The 16,664-nt window shown below is 50.1% G+C and carries 13 protein-coding genes; 9 read left to right on the plus strand and 4 right to left on the minus strand.

The window, feature by feature from the left end; all coding sequences use genetic code 11:
- The first annotated feature begins 89 nt into the window (after positions 1-89).
- Positions 90-734 carry a glutaredoxin 2 gene (gene grxB / locus Abor_RS08080; RefSeq protein WP_048841355.1) on the plus strand — a complete coding sequence of 215 codons (645 nt, stop codon included), beginning with the start codon at positions 90-92 and terminating at the stop codon, positions 732-734.
- Between the two features lie 82 nt (positions 735-816).
- Here the strand turns inward: grxB and Abor_RS08085 are convergent, their stop codons facing one another.
- Positions 817-2,244: an FAD-binding oxidoreductase gene (locus Abor_RS08085; RefSeq protein WP_048841356.1), complete on the minus strand. Its 1,428-nt coding sequence runs from the start codon at positions 2,242-2,244 to the stop codon at positions 817-819.
- A gap of 342 nt (positions 2,245-2,586) precedes the next feature.
- On the opposite strand from Abor_RS08085, the gene pckA reads away from it, so the two are divergent.
- Positions 2,587-4,176, plus strand: coding sequence for a phosphoenolpyruvate carboxykinase (ATP) (pckA, locus tag Abor_RS08090; protein WP_052946396.1), 1,590 nt, complete (start codon positions 2,587-2,589; stop codon positions 4,174-4,176).
- 68 nt (positions 4,177-4,244) lie between these two features.
- Here the strand turns inward: pckA and Abor_RS08095 are convergent, their stop codons facing one another.
- Positions 4,245-5,216 carry a hypothetical protein gene (locus tag Abor_RS08095; protein WP_048841357.1) on the minus strand — a complete coding sequence of 324 codons (972 nt, stop codon included), beginning with the start codon at positions 5,214-5,216 and terminating at the stop codon, positions 4,245-4,247.
- Positions 5,217-5,612: 396 nt separating this feature from the next.
- On the opposite strand from Abor_RS08095, the gene fdnG reads away from it, so the two are divergent.
- The 5 genes from fdnG to Abor_RS08120 all read left to right on the plus strand — a co-directional run bounded on the left by fdnG (position 5,613) and on the right by Abor_RS08120 (position 12,482).
- Positions 5,613-8,663, plus strand: coding sequence for a formate dehydrogenase-N subunit alpha (gene fdnG / locus Abor_RS08100; protein ID WP_084594440.1), 3,051 nt, complete (start codon positions 5,613-5,615; stop codon positions 8,661-8,663).
- A gap of 8 nt (positions 8,664-8,671) precedes the next feature.
- Entirely contained in the window at positions 8,672-9,595 is a 924-nt protein-coding gene (fdxH, locus tag Abor_RS08105) for a formate dehydrogenase subunit beta (protein WP_048841370.1), read from the plus strand.
- Between the two features lie 2 nt (positions 9,596-9,597).
- On the plus strand, positions 9,598-10,251 hold the full coding sequence (locus tag Abor_RS08110) for a formate dehydrogenase subunit gamma (protein ID WP_048841358.1): 654 nt from the start codon (positions 9,598-9,600) through the stop codon (positions 10,249-10,251).
- Complete coding sequence (fdhE, locus tag Abor_RS08115) at positions 10,248-11,168, plus strand: formate dehydrogenase accessory protein FdhE (RefSeq protein ID WP_048841359.1); 921 nt, start codon at positions 10,248-10,250, stop codon at positions 11,166-11,168. Before Abor_RS08110 ends, fdhE begins: the two co-directional genes overlap by 4 nt.
- Before the next feature lie 96 nt (positions 11,169-11,264).
- On the plus strand, positions 11,265-12,482 hold the full coding sequence (locus Abor_RS08120) for a molybdopterin molybdotransferase MoeA (RefSeq protein WP_048841360.1): 1,218 nt from the start codon (positions 11,265-11,267) through the stop codon (positions 12,480-12,482).
- On the opposite strand, the gene mobB is transcribed toward Abor_RS08120, so the two are convergent.
- Positions 12,470-13,003: a molybdopterin-guanine dinucleotide biosynthesis protein B gene (gene mobB / locus Abor_RS08125; RefSeq protein ID WP_261767217.1), complete on the minus strand. Its 534-nt coding sequence runs from the start codon at positions 13,001-13,003 to the stop codon at positions 12,470-12,472. The two genes, Abor_RS08120 and mobB, sit on opposite strands and share 13 nt — an antisense overlap.
- 131 nt (positions 13,004-13,134) lie before the next feature.
- On the opposite strand from mobB, the gene Abor_RS08130 reads away from it, so the two are divergent.
- Together Abor_RS08130 and Abor_RS08135 are read left to right on the plus strand one after the other, a co-directional pair.
- Positions 13,135-13,476 (plus strand): hypothetical protein, encoded by a 342-nt coding sequence (locus Abor_RS08130; RefSeq protein WP_048841362.1) that lies wholly within the window; start codon positions 13,135-13,137, stop codon positions 13,474-13,476.
- 73 nt (positions 13,477-13,549) lie between these two features.
- A complete protein-coding gene (locus Abor_RS08135; RefSeq protein WP_048841363.1) occupies positions 13,550-16,057 on the plus strand; it encodes an excinuclease ABC subunit UvrA in 2,508 nt (835 codons plus the stop codon).
- An 11-nt stretch (positions 16,058-16,068) separates the two neighbouring features.
- On the opposite strand, the gene Abor_RS08140 is transcribed toward Abor_RS08135, so the two are convergent.
- Positions 16,069-16,500 (minus strand): NUDIX hydrolase, encoded by a 432-nt coding sequence (locus tag Abor_RS08140; RefSeq protein ID WP_048841364.1) that lies wholly within the window; start codon positions 16,498-16,500, stop codon positions 16,069-16,071.
- Positions 16,501-16,664 lie beyond the last annotated feature (164 nt).

Below are 16,664 nucleotides of genomic sequence, written 5' to 3' on the forward strand. Positions count from 1 at the left end.
GCTGTGCCACTCGCGCCGTAGTAAAGGAGGGGTAGGGGTTTTTCTTCTGATTGAGTGTGTTAGGCTTTGCTCAGAATTTGGGAGGAAGCATGTATAAACTATACGTTTATGACCATTGCCCGTTTTGTATTAAAGCGCGCATGATTTTTGGTTTGCACACTTTGCCATTCGACATGGTTATGCTGCAAAACGATGACGAGGCTACTCCCAAAGCCATGATCGGCCGTAAAATGCTGCCCATTCTTGAAGAAAATGGCCAGTATATGGGCGAGAGCATGGATATTGTGGCGCATATAGAAAAACGTGGCGCAGCTTTACTGACAGGCAGCACAAACCCACAAATTACTGACTGGATCCAGCGTTCAAGTAGTGTGCTGTATCGGCAATTTTTGCCCCGCGCAGCCTGTGCCCCATTCCCTGAATTTTCGACAACGGCAGGGCGTGCCTATTTTGTGCGTAATAAAGAACGGGCGACAGGGCCATTTTCTGAAATCTTGTCAGAAAATGCGACTGCACTAGCTCCGCTTAATGCATTTTTGCAAGAATTAGCTCCTCTTATCCAAAGTAAGGAGGCTGTTAACGGAACACTCTCGACAGATGATATTCATTTGTTTGCGCATTTACACAGCTTGTCTATTATAAAAGGGCTTGTGTACCCAAGTGCTGTAGAAGACTACCGTAAAACACTTTCTGCACGGGTAGATATTCCATTGTTAGACAGTATTGCCGTCTAATATAGCAAGCTTGATTTTATAAAGTTTCTCCTACATGCAAGACGATTGAGCTACGCTTTCCATGTAGGGGAAAGATACAGTGTTAGCCGTGGTAAATGGGGCCTGAGGGCAGCAGTTTGCCGGGGTTAAGGATATTGCGTGGGTCTAGGGTGGCTTTGAGTGCCCGCATAACGCTTAAAGCTTCTGGCCCATGCTCTGTTTCTAAAAATTCCAGCTTGCCGACACCAACCCCATGCTCACCACTGCATGAGCCATGGAGAGAGAGCGCACGGGCTACAATTTTGCGGTCAAGAGCAAGAGCCTGTTGGTAGCCTTCGGGCGTATCCTCCGTTGCAATAATAGTATGGAAGTTACCATCACCCACATGGCCAAGAATAGAGGCATACAGGCCAGATGCGGCTATGTCTTGGCGCACGCCGTTAATAAGCTCTGTTAATTGAGAAATAGGCACAATGCAGTCTGTGCTCACTAACTGTTTGCCTGGGTTTTGGGCTTTAATGGCCCAAAATGCATTGTGTCTGGCTTTCCATAGCCGGTTGCGCTCGTCGGCAGTTTCTGCCCATGCAAAAGCAAGGCCATTATTTTCGGTTGCCAGGCTTTGCGTTAAGGAAATTTGTTCCCGCACAGCCTCTGGCGCGCCAGAAAACTCAAAGAAGAGCGTGGTGAGCGGTTTAAATTCGGTCAGGTTAGAAAACGCGATACAGGCTTGCATTTGCACGGCATCGAGTAGTTCTACACGGGTAATGGGTATGCCCATTTGAATAATTTCAACGGCGGTATTAACCGCGTCATCCAGTGTTTCAAACTGGCAGACTGCCGCAGAAATCTGCTCGGGCAAACCATGCAGGCGCAGTTGCACCTCGGTAATAATGCCCAACGTTCCTTCTGAGCCGACCAAAAGTGAAGTCAGGTCATAACCTGTAGAAGATTTGCGAACGCGGCCACCTGTTTGAATAACCTCACCATTGGCCATAACTGCGGTTAGGCCGAGCACGTTTTCTTTCATGGTGCCGTAATGCACCGCGGCAGTGCCCGATGCACGGGTTGCACACATGCCACCAATGGTGGCCTCGCCACCCGGGTCTACCGGAAAGAAGAGCCCAGTATCGCGCAACAGAGCGTTAAGAGACTGGCGGGTTATGCCTGCTTGTACCCGGCAATCTAGGTCTGCCGCGTTAACGGCCAGAACGTCTGTCATGCGTGATAGGTCTAGGCTTATGCCCCCTTCAAGTGGGGTTACGTGCCCTTCAACAGATGTACCTGCGCCAAAGGCAACAACTGGCACGTGGTTAGCATGGCAAACTTTAAGCACGGCCGCGACATCTGCCGTGCTTTGCGCAAACACGACAGCGGCGGGCATATGGGCAATCTGGTATGCTTCTCCGTGGCTGTGGGCTTCACAAACAGAAGCATTAGTTGACACTTTGGCCCCCATTTGTGCCTGCAAAAGAGACAGCACAACAGACAGGCGTGTCTCAAAAGGGAGGGTTGGCTGGGCGTCAGATGTCATGACCAAACTTACCAAATAGAGGGAGAAAAATTTGGGTCAAGATAAAGGCAATGGCGCTGTATGGTCGAGGGGGAAAGCCAGCATAGGAGCCCTTCCATATACAGAAAGCTAAACATGCCATAAGATTGTGTGGTTGATGCTTGATTTTAGCCATTTTACAATGGTTGATAGCACGACAGTAAAGCGTAAATGCTTTAGTTGTAGGTTTGTTTGGCTGCAATTTTTCTGGCGTCATCTTTACAGAGAGAGGGCTTAGAGAAAAATATTTGCCCCTGTTTATAGTGCAGGTGGCCGGAAAAGTGTAAGCGACGCATGAATAAAAAAAGGAAAGATGAATACCTCATGCAAAAGCACTTAAAGGCAAATATTATAGCCTATGCAGAGACCCAAAACCCTGAAACCGTGCTTGATAAAACTGGTTTATCTGCCGCGTTTGCTGTGCATGCTAACCTAGCGGCCCCTGAGTTGGTTGCCGCCGCGCTAGAACGGCAAGAGGGTGTTCTCTCTGAAGATGGTGCTTTTGCTGTTGAGACTGGTGTCCATACAGGGCGCTCAGCAAAAGATAAGTTTATTGTTGATGAGCCCTCTACCAGCGCAGAAGTTTGGTGGACAGATATTAACCAGAAAATGTCTCCGGAGCATTTTTTACGGTTGACTGATACGGTGCGTGGTTACCTCAGTGGGCAAGAACTGTTCACGCAAGATTTGTATGCTGGGGCAGACCCTGCCCACCGTATTAAAGTACGTCTTGTTACGACCAATGCGTGGCATGCCCTGTTTGCACGCAATATGTTCATTCGCCCTGCGGCAGATGATCTCGCTGATTTTGTGCCAGACTACGTTATTTTACATGCGCCAGATCTTGAGCTTGACCCAGAGCTGTACGCTATACGCTCAGAAACGGCAGTGGCGCTCTCTTTTGCCCAAAAGCTCATTGTTATTGCTGGCACGCAATATGCGGGCGAAATCAAGAAATCCATTTTCACGGTTATGAACTGGCTGTTGCCGCCTAAAGGCGTGCTGCCTATGCACTGTTCGGCCAATATTGGCCCAAAAGGTGAGAGTGCTATTTTCTTCGGTTTGTCTGGCACTGGCAAAACCACTCTTTCTTCAGACCGGAAAAGACCCCTGATTGGGGATGATGAGCACGGTTGGGCAGATGAGGGGGTCTTTAATTTTGAGGGCGGTTGTTACGCCAAAGTTATTCGGCTGAATAAAGAGGCAGAGCCAGATATCTGGAACGCCTCTCACCGTTTTGGGGCTGTGCTGGAAAACGTTACTGTCCAATCTGGTGGTAAGCTGGACTTGGACGATGCATCCCGCACGGAAAACACGCGCTCTTGCTACCCTACGCATTTTATTCCTAATGCGGTAGAAAATGGCCGCGGCGGTAAACCAGAGCATGTTTTAATGCTGACGGCAGACGCATTTGGGGTATTGCCCCCAATTTCTAAACTGACCCCAGACCAAGCCATGCACCACTTTTTGTCTGGCTACACGGCACGTATTGCCGGCACGGAAAAAGGCTTGGGTAACGAGCCTGAAGCGACCTTTTCTGCCTGTTTTGGGGCACCTTTCTTGCCGCGCCCGCCCGCTATTTACGGTGAATTGCTGCGCAAACGTTTGGCGCAGGGCAATGTGTCTTGCTGGTTGGTTAATACCGGCTGGTTTGGTGGTGCGTATGGTGTAGGCCAGCGTATGTCTTTGGCCCATACACGCGCTATTTTGAGTGCCGTGCTTGAGGGCAGTTTGGCGCAGGCAGACTTTGAGCAGGAACCATTTTTTGGTTTGTCTGTACCTAAGAATGTTGCCGGTGTGCCCGCTGATATTTTGAACCCAATTTCTGCATGGGCCGATAAAGAAGCCTATAAGGCGCAAGCTGAAAAACTGGTGAAATTATTTGCCAAGAATGCTGAGAAATTTTCAGTCTAAGAGCCTATTTTAAAAAGACGTATGCGTTAGAAAAAGGCCGCTTTAAGAGCGGCCTTTTTTGCGGGGTATTATGTGCCAGAGCAACGCCTTGGTATGTAAGACAGGGTGCTATCGAGTAAAGCATCTAGCTCGGCTTTTAGGGTAGGGTCTACCGTGGTGGCAACGTGAGCACGCGCACGATGTTTGAGAGTGTTTGCGGTACGCAGGCTATTATCGAGTGTTTTATTGTCGGCTAATAAGTCTGCAATAGTAATGTTGCCGGTAAAGGCGTGTTTTACAACATCAAACGCCAGACTATTTACAATAGCTTCAAATTCAGCCTTACCAAAAGGAGACTTGCAAATGGACAACTGTTGGGCGGCATCTGCGTAGAGCCTAATACCCATTTGCGTTTCGTTGCGATGAAAATAGCGCTGGTGCCAAATGCGTGCACAGGCGTGTTCGCGTTCTGCTGCCAAATACTCGCTTAAGTTTTTTCTTACATCGCCCGCACTGGCGTGGGTTGACCAAGCAGCCAACCACGCGCTGGCAAAGTCGGGGTAGCTGTAGCGGTGCCATTGCGTTTCTTGAGTGTGGGTGAGTGTTGCAAAACGAAAATTTTTTTTGCCATCAACACCATAATAGAGGGTTAGGTCAGGCGTGCTAAACGGGTCTTGCCCTAAAACGAGAATATGGCCTGCATCACCTGAATGCATATGCTTTTGCAAAGTAAAGGTATCAAAAAAGCTTTCGTCATTCACATTGCGGGCAAGGTGCGCCTTAACGTAGGTCAGAAAAAGCGGGTTACGGATACCGGTTAAGCCTTGTGGGCAAAAATCAAACCCCCACCACCGCGACATTTTAACAAGGTGGAACGCGAGTTCGTTGCGCAGATGCGTGAATTCTTCCTGCGTTTCCCCTTCAGCACAAAGAGTTTGAACGCTTTTGAAGCGGTTTAAAAGGATATTGATTTGGCGAATAAAGCCATTGGTCGGGTTGAAATAGTCCAGAAATTTATGAGGCTGAGAGTGCGTTAAATGCCAGGTGCTATTTTCTGTCATGGTCGTGCTTCAACCTAATATTCAGCAAAATTCGGGTGCTATGTATTAAGGAGGGGGAAGGGATCTTGGTGGAGCACCTGTCAGGGACTGGGGATAGACGAACGGGATAACACTGACCGATGCTCCGTTTCTGTTTATATTGAGAACAATTATCACTTGCAACTAAAATATCAAACGCATGGAGAAGATGTCTGGATTTTAATGTTTTAGGTGGGAAAAATACAACCTTTAGTTGATTCCAAAGAATTCGTCTGTATTCAGTTGGGAATAGATAAAATAGTGCAGGCCTGTATGCTTGTCGGTACGCACATTTAATTGTGATCTGTATCAATTTCATTTTGTTAGAAAGAATATATATAACCTTTATGCGGGATGTTGCGTAAAGGTACGAGCAAGATGACTCTGGGAAGACGGCAATTTCTAAAGGCTGGGGGCACATGTGTAGCAGGTGCCAGCGCACTTGCCTTAGGGTTTACACCCCCCAAGGCTTACGCCGGAGATTCGCGCCAATATAAATTGTTGCGCGCAAAAGAAACCCGCAACAATTGCACGTACTGCTCTGTTGGGTGTGGTATTCTTATGTATAGCCTTGGCGATGGCGCAAAGAACGCAAAGCCTAGCATTTTCCATATCGAAGGCGACCCAGACCATCCCGTTAGCCGTGGTTCGTTGTGCCCAAAAGGGGCAGGGCTTGTCGATTTTATTCATAGTGAAGGACGTTTGCTCTACCCTGAGTACCGTGCGCCCGGTTCTAAAGAATGGAAGCGTATTACGTGGGATGAGGCAACAACCCGCATAGCCAAACTCCTTAAAGAAGACCGTGACAAAAATTTCATTGAGCGCAATGAGAATGGCGAACTGGTCAACCGTTGGTTGAGTTCGGGTATGCTGGCCTCTTCTGCTGCAAGTAATGAAACAGGCGTACTAGACTTTAAGTTTGCACGGGCCTTGGGCATGTTGGGGCTAGATTGTCAGGCCCGTGTGTGCCATGCGCCGACAGTCTCTGCGCTGGCGCCGTCTTTTGGCCGTGGCGCTATGACCAACAATTGGGTGGATATTAAAAACGCCAACGTTGTGCTGGTTATGGGTGGCAACCCTGCTGAAGCACACCCGGTGGGCTTTAAGTGGGTTATGGAAGCTAAGGTGCGTAACGGTGCCAAGGTGCTGGTAGTTGACCCGCGCTTTAACCGTACTGCCGCTGTGGCTGATTTTTACACGCCTATTCGGGCAGGGGCAGATGCAGCCTTTATGCTGGGTGTGGTGAACTACCTGCTGACACACGATGCGTTCCAGCATGAATATGTTAAAGCCTATACAAACGCGGCTTTGATTGTGCGCGATGACTATAAGTTTGAAGATGGCTTGTTTAGTGGTTATGATGCGCAAAAACGCGTTTATGACAAAGCCTCATGGGCGTATGAGCATGACGAGCAAGGTTTTGCAAAGTCTGACCCTACGCTGCAACACCCACGCTGTGTGCTTAACCTGCTGCGCAAGCATGTAGAGCGTTACACACCAGAAATGGTAACCCAGCTTTGCGGCACCCCGGTTAAAGATTTTGAGCATGTTTGCGCTGAACTGGCCCGTACCAGCGCGCCAGATTTAACCGCTACGTTCTTGTTTGCTCTGGGCTGGACACACCATACAAGCGGCGCACAGGTTATTAGGGCCGGTGCCATGGTGCAAATGTTGCTTGGTAACATTGGTATGCCTGGTGGCGGTATGAATGCACTGCGTGGGCACTCTAATATTCAGGGCTACACAGACCTAGGGCTGCTCTCTTTACGCCTGCCTGGGTATATGAACCTTCCGTCTGAAAAACAGCATGATGTTGCTACATACCTGAAAGAAACAACACCCGCGACGGAAGTGGCAGGGCAGGTAAACTACTGGCACCATACCCCCAAATTTTTTGTAAGTTTAATGAAAACCCTTTGGGGGCCCCATGCCACGGCCGAAAATGGTTGGGGTTATGACTGGCTACCCAAGTGGGACCGCAGTTATGACATGCTGGCCTATTTTGACCGCATGTATCAAGGGCAGGTAAACGGCTATATTGCGCAAGGCTTTAACCCGCTTGCGGCTATGCCAGACAAAAACAAGACGGCCCAAGTACTTGCTAAGCTGAAATTTCTGGTTGTTATCGACCCGCTTGCCACAGAAACAGGGTCTTTTTGGCAAAACGAGGGGAAATATAACGACGTAAAGACAGAAGATATTCAGACCGAAGTCTTCCGTCTGCCATCTTCCTGCTTTGCTGAAGAAAACGGCTCTATTGTCAACTCTGGCCGTTGGTTGCAGTGGCACTTTGCTGGCGCTGCCCCACCCGGTGAGGCATGGCAGGACTCTCGTATTCTGGGTACAATTTTCACGAAAATTCGTGAGTTGTATAAACAGGAGGGTGGCGTATGCCCTGAACCTGTTTTGAATATGCAATGGAACTACCGTGACCCCGAAGAACCAATGCCAGAAGAAGTGGCACGGGAATGTAATGGTTATGCATTGGCTGATATTAAAGACGACCAAGGAAATGTCTTGGTTAAAAAGGGTCAGTTGCTGCCAGATTTCTCTGTTATGCGCGATGACGGAACCACAAGCAGCTTTACATGGATTTTTGCTGGTTCATGGACGGAGGCCGGCAACCAAATGGCCCGGCGTGATAATACAGATACCGGCTTAGGGTGCACCCCCGGTTGGGCATGGGCTTGGCCTGCAAACCGGCGTATTCTCTATAACCGTGCCTCTCTTGATCCTGCTGGCCGCCCGTGGGACCCTAAACGCCAGATACTGGAATGGAATGGACAGCGTTGGATTGGGGCCGACGTGCCAGATTACCCGTTAACCGCAGCGCCAAATAGTGGCGTTAGCCCCTTTATTATGCAGGCAGATGGCTTGGGGCACCTGTTTGCAACAACAGGTATGGTTGATGGGCCATTCCCCGAGCATTACGAGCCTACGGAATCTCCGCTCCAGAACAACCCGTTACATCCTGCAGTAACCTACAACCCCACAGCGCGCGTTTTGAAAGACGACCGTGCGCGTATGGGGCAGGTTAAAGACTTCCCGTATGTTGCAACAACCTATTCCATTACCGAGCTATTCAGGCACTGGACAAAGCATTCGCGCCTTAACGCAATTATCCAGCCCGAGCAGTTTGTAGAAATTGGCGAGAAACTAGCCGGTAAGCTGAATATTGCTGCGGGTGACTGGGTAAAGGTTTCTTCTGCTCGTGGGCAGATTGAGGCAAAGGCTGTGGTCACCAAGCGCATTAAAACCCTGAATGTAATGGGGCGTGAGCTCGACCAGATTGGTATTCCCTGCCACTGGGGTTTTAAGGGGGCAACCAAAAAAGGGTATTTGGCCAACACCCTTAGCCCTGCCGTGGGAGATGCAAACTCCCAAACGCCAGAGTTTAAGGCGTTTCTTGTTAATGTAGAAAAAGTCTGAGGTGCATGATGAGTATGCAATCACAAGATATCATCAGGCGCTCGGCAACGAATGGCATTACCCCCTCTCCGCAGGCGCGTAGCCATACCGAAGAAGTAGCCAAACTTATTGACGTCTCTTTGTGCACTGGGTGCAAGGGGTGTCAGGTTGCGTGTTCGGAGTGGAACGACCTGCGTGATGAAGTGGGTGAGAATGTGGGGGTATATGACAACCCCGCAGACCTTACGCCTGAAACATGGACGGTTATTCGTTTTGATGAAGTTGAAGACGAAACTGGCCGTCTGGAATGGCTACTGCGCAAAGAAGGGTGCATGCACTGTGCAGAGCCGGGGTGCCTGAAAGCTTGCCCAAGCCCCGGCGCTATTGTTCAGTTTGCTAATGGCATTGTTGATTTCCAGTCTGAGCAATGCATTGGCTGCGGCTATTGCGTTGCAGGCTGCCCGTTTGACGTGCCCCGCATTAGTAAAAAAGATAACCGCGCTTACAAATGCACGCTCTGTGCAGACCGTGTGGCGGTTGGCCAAGAGCCTGCGTGTGTAAAAACCTGCCCTACAGGCGCCATTTCGTTTGGTAGCAAAGCGGATATGAAGCAACTTGCGGCTAACCGCATTGAAGAACTGAAAGGGCGCGGGCACGAAGGGGCCGGTTTGTACGACCCAGCAGGGGTTGGTGGTACGCACGTTATGTATGTTTTGACACATGCAGACAAACCACAAATGTACCACCGCCTGCCAGAAAACCCATATATCAGCCCTATTGTGCGCGGTTGGAAAGAGTGGCTGAAGCCCGTTGGGGCTCTGGGGTTTGTGGCAACACTGGCCGGTGCATTTGCCCACTACGTAGGCGTTGGCCCCAACACCACAGAAGACATTGAACACTCAGAGCCTGCGCTTGCACCAGATGAAGAGCACCACTCGGAAGGGAGTGAGTAATCATGGATACCAAAAACGCAATTTTGCGGACAAAATTCTTTGACCGTATGTGTCATTGGATCATGGTTGCCTGCTTCTTTTTGGTGGCCATGTCTGGGCTGTCTTGGTTTTTCCCGAGCTTGAACTGGCTGGGCAATGTGCTGGGCACACCGCAAACCGCTCGTATTCTGCACCCATTTTTGGGTACGGTAGTGTTCTGCCTGCTTATTGTGATGTTTTTTCGGTTTGTGCACCATAATTTGCCAGTAAAAACAGACGTGGTGTGGTTTAAAAATGTTGTTGGCGTGCTCATGAACCGCCACGGGCCTAAACTGCAAATTGGTAAATATAATGCCGGTCAGAAAATTCTGTTCTGGGGCATTATGTCTCTTATTTCCGTCTTGTTTATGACAGGTATTGTGGCGTGGCGTGCCTATTTTGCTGCGTATTTTCCTATTCCGGTTATTCGCATTGCTTTGCTGGCACACTCTCTTGCAGGGTTGGGACTTATCTTGCTGGTTGTGGGGCATATTTATATGGGCCTATGGGTGCGGGGGTCTATTACGGGCATGCTCACGGGCTATGTTTCTCGTGCGTGGGCTAAACAACACCACGACCGTTGGTACGAAGAAAAAATTGCCCCAACAGCAGATAAAACGGCTAAACCGCACTCATGACCCTTCCTTTCTCCGATATTGCACCGCTGGATAAAAGTGTACCCGGCGTGCAGCCTATTGAGGCGCTCATTTTACCGCGCTTGCCTGTATTATATGCCAAGCGGGCGGCCCGCTTGCGTATGCTGGCAGAGCACAACGGTGCGTATCTGGAGTTTTTGGCAAGTTTAGTTGAGGCGCAAAAATTCTGGCTTGAGCAACACCCCATAACACCAGAGCAGGCTATGCCTGTTACCGCTCTTATGGGGGCAGGTGCCCTAGCGCCAGTCAAGCCAACGCAACAGCTTTTAGCTACAACACCGTACTGGCACGCTGCTTTTAAACACTTTGTGCACACTCTAGCCCCGCTCGTTTCTGAACACGTTGCAAGCAAGCTAGAGGCCGCAGTTCACGATACCCCAGAGCAGCTTGCCGCAAAGGCCGCCGCACTTTTCAACCAAGACTATGCTGCGGTTGATGCCGGGGTGGCTGTGCTTTTATGGGCTGCTTTATCAGTTTACTGGGCGCAGGCGGTTGCTCTGGTGGGCGTGCAAAAGCATACGGCACAGGCTCATAACGAGGCATCATGCCCGTGTTGCGGTGCCCCACCTGTTGGTGGGCTTGTTTTGACAGGTGACCGTGAAGGGCTGCGTTACCTACAATGCAGCTTGTGCGAAACACGCTGGCATGCGGTGCGTGCTACCTGTGTTGTATGCCATGCCACACAACACATAGATTACTGGACGTTTGAAAAAACAGATGCCCCCATTCAGATTGAAACCTGCGGGGATTGCCATAGCTACCTAAAAATCTTTAGGCAGGATAGAGACCCACAACAGGACGCCTTAGCTGACGACCTTGTGTCTCAAACATTGGATGAGGCGTTGGAGGCTCAAGGTTTTGCACGGGCTGGCATCAACCCGTTTTCCTTTCCGTCCTGACGGCAGTCGGTGGCAAGGTTTAAGCCGCCACACGTTAAGGCGTAACAGCTAACCAGCCTTTTCTCTCTTTTTTGCGTCATAGTTATCAGGCACGTTATGCGGAATAGTTTTTCAAATATGCTCTCCTATGCCGCAGCATTACAGTGTGTTGAGACATGGGCTAAAAAATCTTCTCGGCCGAGTTGTGTTGTCCCGCTCACGCAGGCTGTCGGACGCATTACTGCTACTGCTATATTTGCTTGCAGCAATAGGCCCGAAACAGATGTATCGGCTATGGACGGGTACGCCTTTGCGCATACGGCCATGGCGTCTGCCCCGGAAGGGTTGAGCATACAGGGCCTAACTGTGGCTGGCGCGCAGCCTGTCGCATTGCCTGATGGGTATGCACAAAAAATCTTAACAGGTGCAAGTGTGCCGCAAGGGGCAGACTGCGTTATGGCTATGGAGCGTATGGTACAAGCTCCAAATTCTGAACGTATAAGACCATTGCAGGCCTTGGCTGAAAAAGGTGCAAATATTCGCCGGGCAGGGGAGGAGTTTAAGCAAGGAGACTTGCTCGTATCATGCGGCCAACGGTTAGATTGGCGGCATATTGCGTTACTGGCTTGCCAGAAAATACACGCTGTTACTGTTGTGCAGCCCTTACATATTGCCCTTGTGGCGAATGGTGCCGAGCTATCTAGCGCCGCTGCTGACTGCCGGGCAGATTCAAACACGCCTATGCTTGTGGCATTGTTTGAAAGTTATGGCGCAAAGGTTACGTCTTTTCTTGTGGCATCGGATGACCAAAACGCATTAACCGCAACATTGGAAGAGGCTCTGCATAAAGCCGATATTGTTGTGACAACAGGCGGTATTTCTGTTGGCATGACAGACAATGTAATGGACGCTTTTTTGTCTTTAGGTGCGCATGCGTTGTTTAGGGGCGTTAAAATGCGGCCGGGTAAGCCGGTGTCTTTATTCGAAAAAGAGGGCAAACTGGCCTTTTGCCTGCCGGGCAACCCCGGTGCATCGGCTTTATGCGCACAGGTGTTGGTTGTGCCGTATTTGCGCAGCGTTATGGGGCAACAACCAGAGGTTCTTTTACTACCGGGCAGGGTAGAATTTGCCTTTACAGCGTTACCAGACACTACCCATTTTGTACCCGTAGCGGCCACCGCTACAGCGCAAGGCTATGTTTTTACGCAGCTGCCAACGGTTGGCGCGTCAGACATTATAGTCTTGTCTCGGGCGGCAGCGTTTTTGCAGGTCAATCCGGCAGAAACTATTGCGCAAAACCAAATGTGTCAGGTGGTGTCTCTTCAGGTTATTTGAAGAGGCCGGGCGGCCCCTAAAATATATGTCGCTATGCTTGCAATGTCTTCCAAATCTAGCGCGACAAGACCAGAGGGCACGCAGCTTTTTTGTGTGGTTGCTACAGCCGCAATTGTGGTGTGAGTTTGGAAGAGGGGGGCTTTACCCACCTCTGGCCGGTAAACCTCTATTGTTACAGGCACTGTGGCATGAAACCCCTCAACAAGTATTAAATCAACCGCTGCCATATGGAGTAGTAGGTCTGGCAATTCTGGCGTGCTGTTGTTGGCTGGTGTGTGTTGCAGCACCCAGCGTTCTGGCGTGGCAAGCATAACCTCATGAGCACCCGCCTGCCGGTGAATAAAAGAGTCTTTGCCGGGCTTATCAATATCAACCCGATGATGGGTGTGTTTAATGGTAGAAATAGTTAAGCCTTGCGCTTTTAGCATTGGCAAAAGGCGCGCCATTAAATGCGTTTTGCCTGAACCACTGCGGCCGACAAGGCCAATAAGAGGTTGGTTTAAAACATCTTGTACGCGCACAGGCAGCTCCTTAATGGCGTATAAGCATAGCCGGTATTACTGTGCGTGTCAGGTGTGTGGCCTTAAGTGAAACCCCTAAAGTGCTTATATGTTTTAGACGGCATCTTTAAGTTAAAGGATTATTTTGTAGTATGGCAGATGATAGAATTCTCGAAATTCTTACTATTCAGGATGACCGCGAACGTCGCATTCAACTGCTTATATTGCGCCTGCCTGAAAAAGCACAGTCAATGGTGCATTGGTTAAGGCGACCACAGGCAAAGTGGGTGCGTATGCCAGCGGGTATAGCGCTTATATGTGGCGGCTGCCTTGCTATTCTACCAGTTTTTGGGTTGTGGATGTTGCCTTTGGGCATAATGCTGCTTGCAGAAGATGTAAGTTTTTTACGTAATTTAACAAACAAAGCGTTAGCATGGGTTGAGCGGCGCAAACCCCATTGGATGGGCCTGCACGCACCGGCAACCACACTTTAGTTTTTATACTCTGCATAGCGTGCATGCAGAGCATAAATGGGGGGCGGGGTGTGCGTCATGCTAACATATCTGCATGAGCAAAAACCTTGTACCAACACAGTCTATCCCCGGCATGATCAGCGTAAGGGGGGCGCGTGAGCATAATCTAAAAAATATTGCAGTAGAGCTGCCGCGCGACAGATTGGTTGTTTTTACGGGTGTTTCTGGCTCGGGTAAGTCTTCATTGGCGTTTGGTACACTCTATGCTGAGGCACAGCGGCGCTACCTTGACTCTGTCTCTCCTTATGCACGGCGTTTGTTTAACCAAATGCCAGTACCCGCGGTTGAGAGTATTGAGGGTTTGCCGCCAGCGGTCGCATTGCAGCAGCAAAAGAGTGTGGGCAGTGGTCGCTCCTCTGTGGGTAGCCTCACCACGCTCTCTAATTTAGTACGCATGCTTTATTCTCGCGCTGGCACCTACCCTAAGGGTATGGAGCGGTTAGAGGCGGAATCTTTTTCCCCTAATACGCCAATGGGGGCATGCTCAACATGCCATGGCATGGGGTATTTATACGATATAACCGAGACAACTTTGGTGCCAGACAGCAGCCTGAGTATTCGCCAACGGGCTGTGGCGGCGTGGCCCACAGCGTGGCAAGGCCAAAATCTGCGCGATATTCTCATTACCCGAGGGGTAGACGTAGACAGGCCGTGGCGTGACTTGCCGCAGTCTGTGCGCGATTGGATTTTATACACTGATGAAACCCCAACAGAGCCAGTCTATCCGGGCTTAACGCATGCAGAAGTTTTGGACGCCATTAAGCAGGGAGTTCCACCAGCTTATAACGGTACGTTTACAGGAGCGCGGCAGTATGTTCGGCAAACATTTGCCAAGTCTCAAAGTGCAAAAATGCGTGCTCGGGCGGCATCTTTCATGCTCGCTACACCATGCCCAGCGTGCCACGGCCAAAAACTAAACCCTGAAGCCCTACGGGTTACGTTTGCGGGTAAAAATATTGCACAGCTTTCGGCATTACCGCTTAAAGCTATCTCCGAGGTATTAGAAGGCATACGGCCCAGCCTGAACGGCCCAGACGCAACAACTGTTGCGGCCAAGGGTATTGTCGATAGCCTTATTGAGCGCATCTCAACCTTATTAGATCTTGGGCTGGGGTATTTGCAGCTTAATAGAGGCATACAAACTCTTTCTCCGGGAGAATACCAACGCCTTAGGTTGGGCACTCAAATTCGCTCTAATTTATTTGGCGTAGCTTACGTGTTGGACGAACCGAGTGCGGGCCTACACCCGGTTGATACACAGGCTCTTTTACAAGCCTTAAAAAGGTTATTGCAGGCAGGTAACTCTCTACTCGTCGTCGAGCATAATATAGACATTATACAGCAAGCTGATTGGCTGGTTGATGTGGGGCCAGGCGCAGGCGTGCATGGCGGGCAGGTTTTATATAGCGGCCAGCCAGAAGGGCTGCGCCATGTAAAGGCTTCCCGCACGCGTCATTATATCTTTGAAACACAAAAGCTGGTTTCAGGCCCGCGCCGCACACCGACAGCTTGGCTGGGTGTGGAGGATATCTGTTGGCACAACATACAGGCCCAAAGTTTAACGCTTCCGCTTGGGGTGATGGTTGCTGTCACGGGGGTATCAGGTTCAGGTAAGTCTAGTCTGGTTAGCCAAGCCCTTGTGTCCCTCATTGGGCGTGCCTTGGGGCAATTACCCGAGCAAGATATGGAAGACACGCAAGAACAAGCAATAGAGGCGCAAACGGGTTTACCCACGGGCCGTGTTTGTACAGGTTTGCAGCACATTAAACGGTTGGTGGTTATTGACCAAAAGCCCATTGGGCGTACCCCGCGTTCTAACCTAGCAACCTATACCGGGCTTTTTGACCTAATAAGACAGCGTTTTGCAGCAACACCCACAGCAAAAGCCAATAAGCTTGATGCCGGGTGGTTCTCATTTAATGTTGCAAAAGGGCGTTGCCCCCACTGTGAGGGAGTTGGCTCTGTTATGGTCGAACTTCTGTTTCTCCCTAGTGTTTATGCGCCATGCCCAACATGCAAAGGCACGCGCTACAAACCTGAGGTACTGGCAGTAACCCTAAATGGTAAAACAATAGCCGATGTGCTCTCCATGAGCGTAGAAGAGGCATGCCAGTTTTTTGCGCAAGAGCCAGCTTTGGCGCATGGGTTTCAAACTGTAAAAGAGGCAGGTTTGGGCTATCTTGGCTTGGGGCAACCTGCTACGGAATTTTCCGGGGGTGAGGCGCAGCGCCTGAAGCTGGCCACGGAGTTACAAAAACGCCGCGCCGGTCATACTCTGTATATTATGGACGAACCCACAACAGGGCTGCACCCCTCTGATGTTGACCGCTTGTTTGGGCAACTACAAACTTTGGTTGTGCAAGGTCATACAGTTATTGTTGCAGAGCACGATATGCGTGTTGCCGCCGCAAGCGATTGGATTATTGATATGGGCCCGGGTGCCGGAGAAAATGGTGGGCATATTGTTGTCTCTGGCCTGCCAGAGACTGTAGCAGCCTGCAAGACTAGCCGCACAGCACCATTTTTAGCGCGTTATTTATAAATTGTTCTCGCTTAGCCTGCATTGCTGAGTAAATGCCGGGCGAGCGGCAGAATGTGCTCCTGCGTTAACGGCGCTAAAGGAAGAGATGGGGAAGAGAAGGGATCAACCCAAATAATTTCTTCTATCTCAGCCTGAGCAGAAAGAGGTTGGGTGCATGTTATAAAATAACAATTCGCTGCTAGCATATAGCCAGGCTCATGTGCGGCTGGGGCAGAGAGGCACCCGATATAGTCTGCGTCTTGGGGTGTTATCGTATAATCAAGTTCTTCTTTGAGCTCTCTTATGAGCGCTTCCAGAGAGGTTTCTTGCGGCGCAATCTTACCGCCAGCCTGCATAAAGGCAGTTGTACCCTTTTTGCGCACTAGCAAGACTTGTTTGCGCGTATTCACAATCAAGGCTGTGGCCAAGGTTAATACGTTTTGCTCTTGGGGCTGGTGGCTCATCTTTTTGCGTCCATACTCTTTGTGGCTCTTATATATGTAGTAGGGCAGGGAGGCTTGGTGCCCCAAGGCCCAATCTCAACCAACAGCCTAATAAAACTGTAGCAAAATGGAGCCTTGGAATTTTTTCAGAAAAAAGTGAGAGAAAAGAGTGATTTGGTGTTGAC

It is taken from the genome of Acetobacter orientalis, assembly GCF_000963965.1.
Classification (GTDB): domain Bacteria; phylum Pseudomonadota; class Alphaproteobacteria; order Acetobacterales; family Acetobacteraceae; genus Acetobacter; species Acetobacter orientalis.

What these genes read in the sequence shown, in the direction of transcription:
- grxB (WP_048841355.1), top strand. Translation starts at nt 90, where the DNA reads ATGTATAAACTATACGTTTATGACCATTGCCCGTTTTGTATTAAAGCG.
- Abor_RS08085 (WP_048841356.1), bottom strand. Translation starts at nt 2,244, where the DNA reads ATGACATCTGACGCCCAGCCAACCCTCCCTTTTGAGACACGCCTGTCT.
- pckA (WP_052946396.1), top strand. Translation starts at nt 2,587, where the DNA reads ATGCAAAAGCACTTAAAGGCAAATATTATAGCCTATGCAGAGACCCAA.
- Abor_RS08095 (WP_048841357.1), bottom strand. Translation starts at nt 5,216, where the DNA reads ATGACAGAAAATAGCACCTGGCATTTAACGCACTCTCAGCCTCATAAA.
- fdnG (WP_084594440.1), top strand. Translation starts at nt 5,613, where the DNA reads ATGACTCTGGGAAGACGGCAATTTCTAAAGGCTGGGGGCACATGTGTA.
- fdxH (WP_048841370.1), top strand. Translation starts at nt 8,672, where the DNA reads ATGAGTATGCAATCACAAGATATCATCAGGCGCTCGGCAACGAATGGC.
- Abor_RS08110 (WP_048841358.1), top strand. Translation starts at nt 9,598, where the DNA reads ATGGATACCAAAAACGCAATTTTGCGGACAAAATTCTTTGACCGTATG.
- fdhE (WP_048841359.1), top strand. Translation starts at nt 10,248, where the DNA reads ATGACCCTTCCTTTCTCCGATATTGCACCGCTGGATAAAAGTGTACCC.
- Abor_RS08120 (WP_048841360.1), top strand. Translation starts at nt 11,265, where the DNA reads ATGCGGAATAGTTTTTCAAATATGCTCTCCTATGCCGCAGCATTACAG.
- Abor_RS08130 (WP_048841362.1), top strand. Translation starts at nt 13,135, where the DNA reads ATGGCAGATGATAGAATTCTCGAAATTCTTACTATTCAGGATGACCGC.
- Abor_RS08135 (WP_048841363.1), top strand. Translation starts at nt 13,550, where the DNA reads ATGAGCAAAAACCTTGTACCAACACAGTCTATCCCCGGCATGATCAGC.
- Abor_RS08140 (WP_048841364.1), bottom strand. Translation starts at nt 16,500, where the DNA reads ATGAGCCACCAGCCCCAAGAGCAAAACGTATTAACCTTGGCCACAGCC.